The organism is Stappia indica (assembly GCF_009789575.1).
Classification (GTDB): Bacteria; Pseudomonadota; Alphaproteobacteria; order Rhizobiales; family Stappiaceae; genus Stappia; species Stappia indica_A.
In genome coordinates this window covers 3,456,610-3,471,070 of the sequence record NZ_CP046908.1, presented here as the reverse complement: position 1 = coordinate 3,471,070, position 14,461 = coordinate 3,456,610, and the positions used below count along the sequence as shown (strand labels likewise).

2 protein-coding genes are annotated in these 14,461 nt (G+C 64.8%); one reads left to right on the top strand and one right to left on the bottom strand.

Features of this window, described 5'->3' with window-relative positions; genetic code table 11:
• Window positions 1-3 precede the first annotated feature (3 nt).
• The gene (locus tag GH266_RS16245; RefSeq protein ID WP_209001468.1) at window positions 4-495 is read right to left on the bottom strand and encodes an ureidoglycolate lyase; all 492 of its coding nucleotides are present in this window, start codon (window positions 493-495) and stop codon (window positions 4-6) included.
• A gap of 341 nt (window positions 496-836) precedes the next feature.
• Here GH266_RS16245 and GH266_RS16240 point away from each other — a divergent pair, with 341 nt between their 5' ends.
• Complete coding sequence (locus GH266_RS16240) at window positions 837-14,192, top strand: hypothetical protein (protein ID WP_158194757.1); 13,356 nt, start codon at window positions 837-839, stop codon at window positions 14,190-14,192.
• Window positions 14,193-14,461: the final 269 nt, after the last annotated feature.

The following is a 14,461-nucleotide window of genomic DNA, read 5'->3' as shown; positions in this document are numbered from 1 at the left end:
GGTTCAGACCGGCGCGATCACCGCGCCCTCACCCTCGGGGAAGAACACTTCCTCGAGGTTGACGCCCGGCCCGCTGCGGTCGACGACCAGGAAGTCCTGCATGGGCTGAAGCACCAGCAGCGGGTGATGCCAGACGCCGCGGGCGATCTGGACACCCTGGTCGCCGCGCGCAAGAAAACAGCGGCAATCGCCGGGGCGCGCCTCGCTTGCGACGACCACCAGCCACGCATGCTGCTGCATCGGAACGAAAGCCTGGCTGCCGAGCGGATGGCGCTCCAGCATGCGTATGGTGATGGGGCTGGGCCACGGCGTGCCCCGAAAAATCGAGAGGATCGGCGTGCCCTCGGGGCCGGGGTCGGCCTCGGCAAGCGCATGGAACCTGCGGGTGCGCCCTTCGTTGATGAGGTGGCTCGCCTCATGGCGGGCGTCGACAACCTCGCCGAAGGGAGCAAAGGCCTCCCGGGTCAGCGGTTCAGGCATCAGCACGTGGCTCAAGCTCTTCTCCTGGCAAATGCGGCGAGGCGCGGCCATTTGGGCTCCTCGCGCCCTTGGTAGCAAATTCAAGGCGATAACGCAGCCGTAACGGTGGTGATTGCAAGTGTCACATCGGAGCAACAGGCCTTAACGATTCCTTACAAGCCCACCTCTTTCACGCACGTTGCGATTGCAAGCGGCGGCAGCTTGGTGAAAGTACGTGTCAGCACGCTACCACCTTTGCGCGTGCCGAATTTGTTTGCATACCTTCATGCACACCTTGGGAGGGTGTCATTTCATACCGTTTCCCCCATGGCCGCTTCCGCGCGGTTTCTGGTCGCGAGTTGCTGTCCACGTCCTGCGTGGCCGCTCTCATCGCAGGTACCGGCACGGCCGCTGCCCAGGACGCAACCTCACAGGTCGAGCGCTACTGGGGAGCATGGGGTGAACTCGGCGCCCAGGCGGGAACCGAAGCCGCCGCCTTCCTCGAAGGGTTCATGCCCGTCGGACAGGACGGCGACAGCCTGGTCTTCCTCGACCTGCGCCTCGACTACGGCGAGAACGCGCGCGGCTCCATGTCGGTCGGTTTCGGCGCGCGCGAGCTGGTGTCCGACAACCTGGTGATCGGCGCCAACGCCTTTGTCGATGTCGTTCGCACCGAAAACAACGAATACCATCTCGGCGCCACCGTCGGTCTCGAGGCCTTCACCTCCATCTTCGACCTGCGCCTGAACGCCCATATCCCGCTGGGCGGCAAGAAGGTGCTCGACAGCCGGACCGTGACCACCGGCGTCAACGTCGTCAACAACCAGCTGGTGGAGCAGCGTGCCCAGATCGAACGTACCGAAGGCCTCCTCTACGGCCTGACCGGCGAGCTCGGCGCCCTCTTCGATTCTCCCTTCTCCGACAGCCAGAAACTGCGCACCTATGTCGGCGGCTATGTCTACGACCGCGGCGGCTACAAGATGGAGACCGGCGCCCGTCTTGGCCTGGAATACCAGATCAACGACGCTCTCGGCCTGTCCGGCTCGCGCCTGACGCTGGGGGCCGAGCTCGTCTACGACAAGGACGACGAGCTCGACGCGATCGCGTCCGCGCGCTTCCGCATGCCGCTCTATGCCGGCCAGACCGCAGACGGCGACGAGACCCGCTCGCGCCTGTCGCCGATCCGCGAGCGCATGGCCGAAGGGATCCGCCGCGACAAGGGCATCCGCTCCGCCACCCGTGCAAGGTCCAACGCTCTCGCCAACATTCCGGTCGTCAACCCGACCACCGGCCGGGTCTATGGCGGCATCTACTATGCCAACCGGACCGGCGGCGGCGGCGGCAGCTTCATCGATCCGACAAGCCTTTCGGCAGCCATCACCAGCGCCGGCACCGACGGCATCGTCGTCGTGCTGGGCGACGACGGCACGGTTACCACGACCGGCGTCACCATGCAGTCCGGCCAGGTCCTGGTCGGCGGCGGCGAGAACATCGCCGTGCGCCTGTCAAGCGGGCTGACCACCAACTTCCTGACATCGGGCACCGCCGGCACCATCGACGGCGATCCCGGCGTCACCACCGTGACCCTGGCCGACGACGTCCTCATCCGCGGGCTCACCCTGCAGGGCGGTGCCACCGTGATCGGCGGCAACAACGTCTCGAACGTGACGCTGTCGAACCTGTCGATCCAGAACGCCACGGACGGCGTCCGCATCACCGCTGCGACCAACGCCACGCTGAACGGCCTCACCTTCAGCGGCATCACCGGCACGTCGATCTTCCTGAACAACGAAGCCGCGACCCTTTCGAACATCACCATCGACGGCGGCACCAACGGCATCTCGATCGCCAACAATACCGGCACCACGAATCTCTCGACGATCAACATCTCCAACGTGACCGGGGATGCCCTGTCCTTCGCCAACAATGGCGGGATCATCAATGTCGCCAACCTGACGGCCACCAACACCGGCGACGACGGCGTCGTCATCACCGGCGGCGGCACGTTCAACTTCACCGGCACGACCACGATCGACGGCCTCGGCGCGGGCGCATCCAGCGACGGCTTCGATCTTTCCGGCACGACCGGCGCCACCATTACCGCAGGCAATGTCGACGTTACCGGCCTTGGCGGCGGCACCGGTCTGAACCTTGCCGGCGGCGATGCCACGCTCACCATGGCGAGCCTCGACGTGACCGGCACCAATGTCGCCGGATCGCGCGGCATCGACATTTCCGGCACCCAGAACGGCCGGACGGTCACCATCACCAATGGCGGCAACATTTCCGGCGTCGCTACCGGCATCGTGCTCGGCACCAATGGTGCGGCCGGTACGGCAGCCGATGCGATCTTCACCTTCGGCGGCGGCACGGTCGCCGGCAACGTGTTCGCGCTGGACGGCATCGGCATCCTGTCGGGCACCGGCAGCTACGGTTTTGGCACCACGGCCTTTACCGGCGCCTTCAACTTCGACATCAGCAGCACGCAGAACTTCTACGTGTCCGCCGGCGGCACCGGCGACGGCTCCTCGACCAGCAACGCCGCCTCGATCGCGACCGCGATCGCGCAGGCCGGCAGCCTCGGCGCCGTCAACTTCATCCTGATCAACGACGGCTCCGCCATCGACACGTCGGGCCTCACCTTCACGCTCGCCAACGGCCAGAGCATCGACACGTTCGGCGACGGCCGCAGCTTCACCGAGGCCGGCTACCTCATTCCGCTGAACATCACCGGCGACAACCTGCCGACCGGCGGCGTCACCATCACCGATCCGACGGGCCTGGGCGCGGCGACGCTGACCAACTCGTCCGGCGGCGTCGCGACCCTGTCGCTCGCCAACGGCAATGCGGTGCGCAACATCACGGTCGGCAACTCCGCCGGCAACGCCATTTCCGGCTCCGGCATCGCCGGCGTCACCATCAGCGGCGTCACCTCGACCGCCGGCATTTCGCTCGCCAACACGTCCGGCTCGGTGATCCTGACCGATGTCTCGGTGAACAATGGCAGCGGCACCGGTCTCTCTCTCGCGGGCAACACCGGCACGGTCACCGGCACCAATGTAGACATTGCCGGCGTGAACTCGCTCGCGGTGTCCGGCGGCAATGCCGCAATCACCTTCGATGCCGACAGTTCGGTCGCCAATACCGGCGGGGCAGCGGTGGAGATCACCGGGCGCATCGGCGGCAGCTTCAGCCATTTCGGCTCGATCTCGTCGAACGGCGGCACCGCCTCCGGCATCACCATCGCCGGCGCCACGGCGGCAAGCAACGTCACCTTCGGCGGCCTCGTCTCGCTCGGCACAACCACCGCACTCGGCGGCGGCAGCGGCCTCAGCCTCGACAACAACGGCCAGTCCTCGGCCATCGCCTTCACCGGCGGGCTCGACATCGTTACGGCCGGCTTCGATGCGCTGTCGGCAACCGGCGGCGGCTCGTTGCAGGTCACCGGCGGATCGCTCTCGGCAACCGGCGGAAGCGCGGCCACGATCGGCGGCATCGCCACCGACGCGACATTCTCCAGCATCGCCAGCAGCGGGGCGACCGGCGATGCACTGTCGCTGGCGCTCGGTGCGGGCAGCAGCTTTACCGTCACCGGCACCACCACCTTGTCCGGAATGGGCGGCGACGGCATCGACCTGTCCGGCTCGACCGGCGGCAGCTTCAGTTTCGGCGACGTCGACGTCACCGGTCTCGACGCAGGTGCCGGCCTCAACCTTGCCGGCGGCGATGCCACGCTCACCATGTCGAGCCTCGACGTTACCGGCACCGGTACCGCCGGTTCGCGCGGCATCGACATTTCCGGCACGCAAAACGGCCGGACGGTCACCATTACCAATGGCGGCAACATCTCCGCTGTCGCGACCGGCGTGGTGCTCGGCACCAATGGCGCGGCAGGTGCGGCTCCCAGCGCCAACTTTACCTTCGGCGGCGGCAGCATCTCGGGCAGCAACTATGCCCTCGACGGCATCGGCGTGAATGCAGGCGACGGCACCTACGCCTTCGGCTCCACCGCCTTCACCGGCGGGTTCAACTTCGCCGTCAGCCTCTCGAACAACTACTATGTCGCGGCGACGGCGACCGGCACCGGCGACGGCTCCTCGACCGACAACCGCGCCTCGATCGCCACCGCCATCGCGATGGCCTCGACGCTCGGCACGGTCAATTTCGTGCTGATCAACGACGGTTCGGCCATCGATACATCGGGCCTGACCTTCACGCTGGACGACGGCCAGACCATCGACACGTTCGGCGGCGGCCGGACTTTTGCCGAATCCGGCTTCATCATCCCGCTGAACATCACCGGCACCAACCTGCCGGCGGGCGGCATCACCGTCACCGACCCGACGGGACTGGGCGCGGCAACGCTGACCAATTCCGGCGGCGGCGGCGCAACGCTCGCACTCGCCAATGGCAATGCCATCCGCAACATCATCGTCGGCAGCTCGGCCGGCAACGCGGTCTCGGGCTCCGGCATCGCCGGCGTCACCATCAGCGGCGTCACCGCGACCGCAGGCATCGACCTGACCAGCGCCACCGGCGCGGTCACGCTCACCAACCTGGCGATTTCCAACACGAACGGTGCAGCGTTGTACCTGGAAAATGCCTCCGGCACCGTCACCGGTACCGATGTCGATATCAACGGTCTGAGCTCGCTGTATGTTTACGGCGGCAATGCCGCGATCACCTTCGATGCCGACAGTTCGATCAACAATACCGCCGGTGTCGCCGTTCAGCTCCAGAACCGTTCGGGCGGAACCTTCAGCTATTCGGGTGACATCACTTCAATTGGAGCTTCTGCTTTCGGCATCTCGATTACGGGCGCGACGACCGCCAATGACGTGACGTTTGGAGGCCAGGTCACGATTGGGTCCAATTCGGTCCTGACTGTCGGGAATCGCGTCAACATCAACAACAACGGGACGAATTCGACCGTCGCCTTCACGGGCGGGCTTGATGTCATATCGTATCTCGACAACGGCATTTTCGCGCGGAACGGCGGTACCCTTCGAATTGACAGTGGATCGATTTCGATCACCGATGCGACCGCGATCGATATCTCGGACATGGCGGTCGACATCACGCTGGACGAGGTGAATGCCACCAACTCCAACATGACGTCGGTGCTGCTGCAGAATCTCGACGGCTCGTTCGCGGTCAATGGCGGCACGCTCTCCACCGTTGCCAGCGGCAGCTCGTTCAACAGCTTCAACGTCATCCAGAACGATGCCGGCGCAACCCGCGCACTGTCGCTTGCCGTCGATAATCTGACCATCATCCACGATGCGTCCGGCGCCACGGTGACGCCGAGCGAGCATGGCATCGTCGTCACCACCAGCGGCGACGACAGCGCTGTCGTCTCGATTTCCAACTCGACGTTCCAGACCGAAGACAGCGGCGTCCGCATCATCGGCAACAACGGGCTGATAACCCTCACCGACTTCGCCAACAACACGCTGCTGGGTTCCGCGACAGCCTTCGATCCGAGCCTCTTCGGCAATGGAGTGAGCTTCCAGGGCGTCACGTTCGATTCCGACCTGTCCACCGCAGGCCTGCAGGCCGTCAACGGCGGGACCTTTACCGCCGGCACTCCGGGTCTCGCCGTCAGAAGCGCCGTTTTCTTCGACAGCACGGCCAACCCAAATATCGGCCGGATCGACTTCACCAACTACAACGTCAACGCGGTGAACCAGGCGCTCACGTTGGGGTCGGGCAACCCCGGCCTGACGGTCGGGATTGCCGATGGCGAGGTCACGGGCGGCCAGATGTTCCTGGGAACCGGTTTCGGCCTGGCGAATGGCGACATCACCCTGTCGAGCCTGACGCTGGGCGGGACAACGACCGGCCAGCTTTACGCGGACCAGTTCGCCGGCTCGTTCACTGTCACCGGGACCACAACCATCAACGCTCCGGATCGAGTCAACTTCACCGGTCCAGCCTATTCCCGCACCCCTGCCACCGGCATCCAAGTAACCGCGTCCTCGGGTGCCTTCAACTTCAACACGCTGACAGTGGCGTCGACACCGGGAGCCAACCTGACAACCGGCGGCTCCACTGTCGGCATCGATCTGTCCGGCAACAGCGGCACGTTCACCGTCACGGGCACGACAACCATCTCCGACACGGTGGAAGATGCGATCCGCATCACCAATACCAGCGGAGCGATCTCTTTCGGCCGGACGGTGATCAGCAATCCGCACGCAACGCCGCTGCCGACAGGCACCCCCGTCCCGTCAATCGAGGCGCGCAGCGCAGCCATCGACATTTCCGGCACGATCACCGGCGATATCTCCTTCGCAGATCTAGACATCGCGCTGAACTCTGCCAATTCCACCGGCATCGAGATGACCGGCGCCACATTGAACGCGTCCGTGACAGCCGGTGATTTCGACGTAACCGGCAATTCCTCGGCCGGCACGATTGCGGTCGACCTGCGCGGAGCGCTCGGCGGCGGCACGGTGCAACTCGGCGATGCGGTGGCTGGAGGTGCCGATGCCAGCATCGCCGGTGTCGAGACCGGTATCTTCGTCAACAGCAGCACCAATCTCGATTTCACCTATGGCGACGGCGAAGATGCCGTCGACACCGGATCGACGATTTCGGCCACCGTCGCCATCGATGCGACCAGCGCGCCGGTCGCCGGGACGTACAATTTCCGGGACGTTGCGTTCGCGACCAGCCCGGGCAACGGCTTCAGCGTCGGCCGGATCTACTTCGTGGATGCCGACGGTGCGGTCGGCGGCGGCGACGGCTCCGGTTCCGACGCCTCTAACCCGATGACGCTGGCAGCGGCCGAAGCGGCTATCGCCGCGGGCGACATCATCGTCCTGATCAACAACGGGGACGTGATCACCGCGGCCGCCACCAATGCCAACGACACGCTGAACCTGCTCGACAATGTGCAGCTGCTCAGCTTCGGCGACGGTGCCGGCGGCAGCCAGACCGTCGCGGTGAACATCACGGCGCCTCCGACCTTCCTGCTGTCTGCAGCCGGCATCGTGATCAACGATCCGACGGGGAACGGAGCGGCGACGCTGACCACCTCCGCCGGCAACGATGTTGTCACGCTCGGCTCCACCGGCAACCGACTGTCCGGTCTCATTCTCGAAGGCAACGGCACCGCCTCGCGCGGCATCCACGATGCCGGCGGCGCCAGCAACACCCTGATCGAGCGATCGCTGATCAGCAATTTCTCGACCTACGGCATCGAGATCACGCCCTCGACCAACACCACCATCGACGGCGTCACCTTCTCCGGCAATACCGGCGACGTCCTCCTCAACGCTGCGGATTCGACCCTTCGCAACATCACGTCCACCGGCTCGGGCGCGAACGGTTCGATCACCCTCAACAACACCACCGGCACCACCACGCTGGAGAACATCTCCATCACGTCGGGTGTGCGGGGGCTGACCTTCAACACTGCCGGCGGCACCATCAACGCCACCAATGTCGATGTCGCCGGGACCAGCACCAACGCGATCGCCATCACCGGCAGCACCGCTGATTTCAACTTCGACGCCACCAGTTCGATCAACATCACGTCGGGCAGCGTGCTCGCCATGGTCCAGATGGGCGGCGGAAGCTTCACCCATGCCGGCACCGTGGTCGCCAACGGCGCGAGCAGCAACGGCATCTCGTCTTTCAATGCGACGGGCGCCCATTCCGTGTCCTTCACCGGCACGGTGGATTTCGGCTCGACCACGGCGATGGGCGGCGACGGCCTGTTCATCGACAACAACGGCCAGGCGGGCACGTTCAGCTTCACCAATCTCAACATCAACGTCGAAAGCGCCTTCGGCGTGGTCTTCCAGCAGGGCGGCTCGCTCGGCATCGCCGCCGGCACGGTCGCCGCCAACGCCGGCCAGGGCATCAACCTTTCCAACACGGCGATCACCGCCGGCGGCATCAACCTGACATCGCTGTCCAATACCAATGTCGCGAGCGCGGCTGGCATCGGGCTGAATAACCTCACCGGCGGCGCCTTCACCGTCTCCGGCACGACCACGGTTTCAGGCACCACCGGTTCGGCCGTGTCGCTCGCCAATGTCGCGGCGAACGTCAACTTGGGCACGGTCGACCTGACGCTCAGCAGCGGCGACGGACTGCTGCTCGACAACAATTCCGGCACGCTGACGACCGACAACATGACCATCGACATGGGCACCGGCGGCAACGGCATCCGCGCCACCGGTACCAACGGTGCCATGACCTTCGGCAATGTCCTGATCACAGATGTCGGCGCCTCGGCGACGGGCCTGAACCTGTCGGGCGGCTCTTTCGACGGAGCGATCACCCTCGCGACGCTCAACATCACCGGCACCGGCGTTTCCGGATCGCGCGGCATCGACCTGACCGGCTACACCAACAGCCAGAACGTGGTGACCACCGGGTCCAGCGCGATCACGGGCGTGCAGTTCGGCATCGACATGACCAATGCCAACATTGCCGACGGAGTGCGGTTCCAGTTCGGCGATGGTTCGGCGCCGGCGGCCAGCGCCATCGACACCTCGGTGGTTCTCGGCAACCTCGCCCTCGTCACAACCGGCGTGACCGCAACAGGCGAGTATGACTTCGAGGACGTGAGTTTCGGGTTGAGCGACATCTCGAACCTGCAAGGCGCCAACTTCTTCGTCGTCGATACCAACGCCACGTCCGGCGCCGGCACGTTCTCCGATCCCGGCACGGTTGCCCAGGCGCAAGCCTCGGGCGCCGACGTGATCGTGCTGGTCGACGCGACGACCGGCGGCGTGCAGCAGATCATCGACCTCGGCGGCTCGAGCTTCAATCTCGGGGCGAACCGGGCTCTGCTCGGCATGGCCGGCGGCGACAGCGTCGACGTCACGACGCTCGGCATTTCCGCCGGCGGCGTGCCGGCGAGCCTTCTGCTCACCGGCATCAGTTCCAGCTCGATCATCACCGCTCCGGGCACGTTCGACACGGTGGTTCCCATCCTGACCTCCTCGTCGGGCAGCGGCACGGTGATCCTTGCCGGCACGGCAACGATCCAGAACGTCTTCATCGCCAATACCGGCGGCGGCGCCGGCCTCGTGGCGAGCTACGGCGCAGACTCGAACTTCATGATCCGCTCGAGCACGATCGGCGGAGGCACAGGCGCATACGCGGTCGATGTCGCGACCACGGCGGGCAACTCGGTTGCGATCCTCGACGGGGTAACGCTGAACGGCGGGCTTCGCCTCGACGGCTCGGCCGGCGGCACATTGACGGCCTCTGCAGTCGGAACCAACGCGATCACCAGTTCCCAGACGGCGGCACTGGCTCTCGACACCGTCATCGCCGACATCGGCGGCATCACCTTCAACCAGATCACCTCGACCGGCGACACGGCCGGCATGTCTCTCGACGGGATCTCGGGCACCGGCGGCATCACCATCCAGAACGCGAGCTTCAATCGGTCCGGCACCACCACGACCGACGTCGTTGCCCTGACCGATCTGACCATGACCGGTGCGCTGACGATCGCCAACCTGGACATAGATTCCACCAACACGCAGAACATCGCCGGTGTGCAGACGACGGGCACCAGTACCTCGACGATCAACATCGGTACCGGCGCGAACGGCGTGACCATCGACGACACCCTTTTCGGCCTGCTGTTCAACGGCTCGCACGGCACGGTGAACATCGGCACGGCGGGAGCGGGCGTGCAGATCTCCAGTCGCGGCTCAGCGATCTCGTTCAACAACAACAGCACCGGCACGTTCCAGGTCGGCCATGCGGGTGCGACATCCACGATCGCCGTCAATGCGGGCAGTTCGGTGGTCTACGGCATCGGTTACCAGACCTCCGATGCCACGGTTACGGTCACGAACATCGACATCAACGGCACCGGCACGAACACGTTCTCCAACGGCATCCAACTCGTCGACAATGATGCGGTCGGCTCGTTCACGCTGGCCGGCACCAACACGATCGATGCGACCGGCGGCAACGGCGTCTTTATCCAGGACATCAATGCCTCGATCTCCGGTCTGACGCTCGGCGCCTCCGCGACCGGCGCGGGGGACGACATCACCGGTGATGGCATCCGCATCAACCAGACCAGTGCAATCTCGAGCACCGTGACGCTGTCCGACATCGTGATGGGCACAGGTGGCAATGGCGATACCGGCGATATTGCCGGCATCGGCATCCGCATCGCCTCGGTCGGAACCGGCGTCCTGACCCTCAACCTGACCGGCACCAACACCATCCGCTCCACCGGCCAAGCGCTCGATGTCGAGGAAGTCGGAGCTGGAACCGCCAACAACCTGCTGCTCTCCATCGACAACACGACCTTCGAGAGCGCGGCGTCCGGCGTACCCAGCGTGGAAATCACCGGCCAGAACGTCTCGACCACCGAAAGCTCGATCGGCATCCGCTCGTTCTCAGGCAACACTGTGATCGGCAACGGCAGCGCCGGCGGGATCCTGTTCCAGGCGGTCGACTTCGACAGCGATGGCGCGGGTGGCGCAGTCGCCGGCGGCACGCTGAATGTCGGCCAGGGCACCGGCAATCGCGTGGCTGGCGACGGTGTTTCGTTCATCGACACGACCGGCGAAATCGGCTTCACCACGCTCAACATCTTCAACAACAACGGCACCGGCCTTGAGGTCGACACCAAGACCAACGGCTTCAACACCGTCTTTGCGCTGAATGGCGGCGGCTCCGGCACAGTCGATACCACCAACGGCACGGCGCTGTTCCTCGACCCGCTGACGATGAACCTCAGCTTCGGAACGGTGAATTCCACCAACGCGGCCGGCTCGGGCGTCTATGTCGAGGGCGGCAACGCCACGGCGGCCGGCAACAATGCGCTGACCATCGGTACGCTGAACGTCACCGGTTCGGCCGGGGCCGGCCTCAGGATCACCAGTTCGACCGGCACGTTCAACCTCGGCGCGACCACCATCAACAATGCCGGATCGGCCGGCGCGGGCGTCGACATCGACCTCGGCGCGGGCAACACGACCACGGTCAACTTCACCGGCGCGCTCGACATCGATACGGGTGCCGGCACCGGCTTCGACGCAAACGGCTCGGGCGGAACGCTGCTGACGCTGAATGTGGCAAGCAGCGGAACGCAGGCGATCAACACAGCGACCGGCCGCGGCATCATCATGAACACGGTCGCGGTCGGCGCGGGCGGCGTCTTCTTCGACACCGTCGCCGCCTCCGGCCTGTCCAGCGGCAACTTCGTCGACCTGCAGAACGTCTCCGGCGGAACCTTCCGCGTCGCCGACACAACTGCTTCCGACGTCACCGGGACCGGCATCCGGATCGCCAGTTCCTCGGCGGACTTCATTTTCAACGCGATCACGCTCGGCAATAGCAGCACGCCGGGTTCGATGACCTACGGCATCGACCTCGACGGCAATTCGGGATCCTTCACCACGACGGCGTCGAACATCATCTACTACGCCCAGACGGCCGGCATCCGCATCACCAACGCCCAGGCTTCCTTCGTCGCCGATTTCCAGGGCCAGATGGAAGTCTCCAATCGCGACAACGTTGCCTACACGGCAGGTGGCGCCGGCCTTCTCCTGCAGAACAACAATGCGGCCTCCCAAACCACATTCACCAGGTTCGTCCATACGGACTTCCAGAGGAACACCGGAGGGGGCACCGTCACCGCCAGCGGCCAGGGCATCGATGCCGACTCCGGCGGCATCCTCACCATCCTCGGCGGCGGCATAAACACCAACAACGCGCTCGGCGCCGGTGTCGCTTCGATCGACATCCGCAACACCACGACAAACGTCACGCTCAACTCTGTGTCCATAGACAACGACGATTTGGGCGAGAGCGGCGGCGGCATCTATCTTGAGAACAATACCGGCAGCTTCACTGTCGAGGCGGCCACCGCATTCTCGACACGAAATGGCTACGGCATCTACGCTAACAATGCAGGCACCGTGTCGGTCGGGACGGTTTCCGCGGTCGGGATCACAGCCAACAACCGCGCCGCGCTCGACATCACCAACACCGCCCTCAACCTGACACTCGGCAACGTCAATGCCTTCGGCAGCACAGGTTCGGGCATCCGTCTCAACGCTGCTTCCGGCTCCGTGACGACAGGGAACCTGAACCTGTCCAATACGGGCGGCACGGGCGCGACGATCGACATTTCGAACCTCGTCGCAGGGACATCCGTCACGTTCGCAGGCACCAGCGCCACCATCAACAGCGGCGCCAATACTGCCATTTCGCTCGCCAGCAACACGGGCTCGACCATCAGTTTCACCAATGGCGGCCTCGACATCGACACCACGTCCGGCACCGGCTTCCTGGCAACCGGCGGCGGCACCATCGCGGTCACCGGCACCGGCAACACCGTGGATACCGGGACGGGCACCGCAGTCCAGGTCCAGAATACCAGCTTCGGTGCGGCCGGCATGACCTTCCAGTCGGTCAGCACCAACGGCGCCGTCAACGGCATCGTTCTGGACAGCACGGGCACCACGGGTGGCTTTGTGATCACCGGCTCGGGTTCGACGCAGGGCTCCGGCGGCACGATCCAGAACTCCACCGGCAGCGGCATCGTGCTGAGCAATGCTCACAACGTATCGCTGACCAATCTCGACATCACCACGACCGGGATCCACGGCATCCACGGGTCCACCGTCAGCAATCTCGACCTGACACGCGTCCGTATCACCGGTGCCGGCAACGCGGCGAACGAGAACGGCATCTTCCTGCAGAACCTTCTCGGGACAGCGGCAGGCGGGCTGGACAGCCGCTTCGACAGCGTCACCATCACCGGCGCCGCGGATGCCGGTATCGATATCGCCAACAGTACGGCAACGGCCTCGGGCAACACATCCAACCCGGACCTGCTGACGATCGTCAATTCGACGATCTCCAACTCGGGCGTCGTCGGCATCCTGGCCGTAACCGACGCTGTGTCGGCCAACCTGCGCATCGACATGTCCGGTTCGACGCTGACCAACAACCCCTCGCGCGGCGTCGCTGCGAATGCCAACAACGGCAGTCTGCAGCTCAACATGACCGGTCTCAACCAGCTTGTCCCCGGCGGTGGCGGTACGCAGTTCGTCGGTGTGGCGGGCACGGCGACCGGTAGCGGCCAGCTGTTCTTCAACATCACCGGCAATACCATCACCCAGGCCGGCACCGCCGGCACGGGCCCGGCGATCATCGCGCTCAACGCCAACGGCACTGGCAGCCTGCAGGGCACGATCAGCAGCAACACGCTGACGACGACGACAGCGGCAGGAACGCCGATCGACGGCATCGTCGTCACCAACTCGGGCAGCGGCAACAATGCCGTCACCATCCAGAACAACAACATCACCATCAATGACGGCTTCGGCATCTTCGCCAGCGGGCGCGATGCCGGCACCGGCCGCCTCGATGTCCAGGTCCTGAACAACACGATCAACGTGAACGGAACCGACATCGCCAATACCGGTATCGACCTGCGCAACCAGGGCACGGCCGGCCAGACGGTCTGCTACCAGGTCCAGAACAACACGATCTCGACAGCCCCCGCCGGCAATGGCGACATCGTCATCGAGAACTCGACCTCCGGCACCTTCCTGGTCCAGGGGCTTGGCGGAACCTTCAGCGAGGCGGCGGATTTCAACCCGGATACGCAGACGGTCGAGATCTTCCTGTCCGGCCAGCAGACTTCGGTGACGACAGGCACCTTCATCAATCCGTTCTCGGCGTCCTCCACCTTTGGCACCGGAACCTGCAACACGCCGACCGCTCCGTAAGCATCGGCCGCATCACCGCCGCTCCGAAAGGGGCGGCGGTTTGCTTTTTGGGGCCGCCCGCCACGCTCCGGCAGCCTCGGTCTCCTCGCCGCGGCACCTGTTCTCTTGCGCTTTCCGGAGCACAATCCAGGAGAGGCATTTCCTGATCAAAGGTTGTATAATTCGCGATTAAGTAAATATTTTTCGCAATATAGTCGTGCTCTTTGCGCTTGATATCGACTGGAAATTGTCACAGGATCCAGGCGCATTCATTTTGGCCGGGTGTTTTC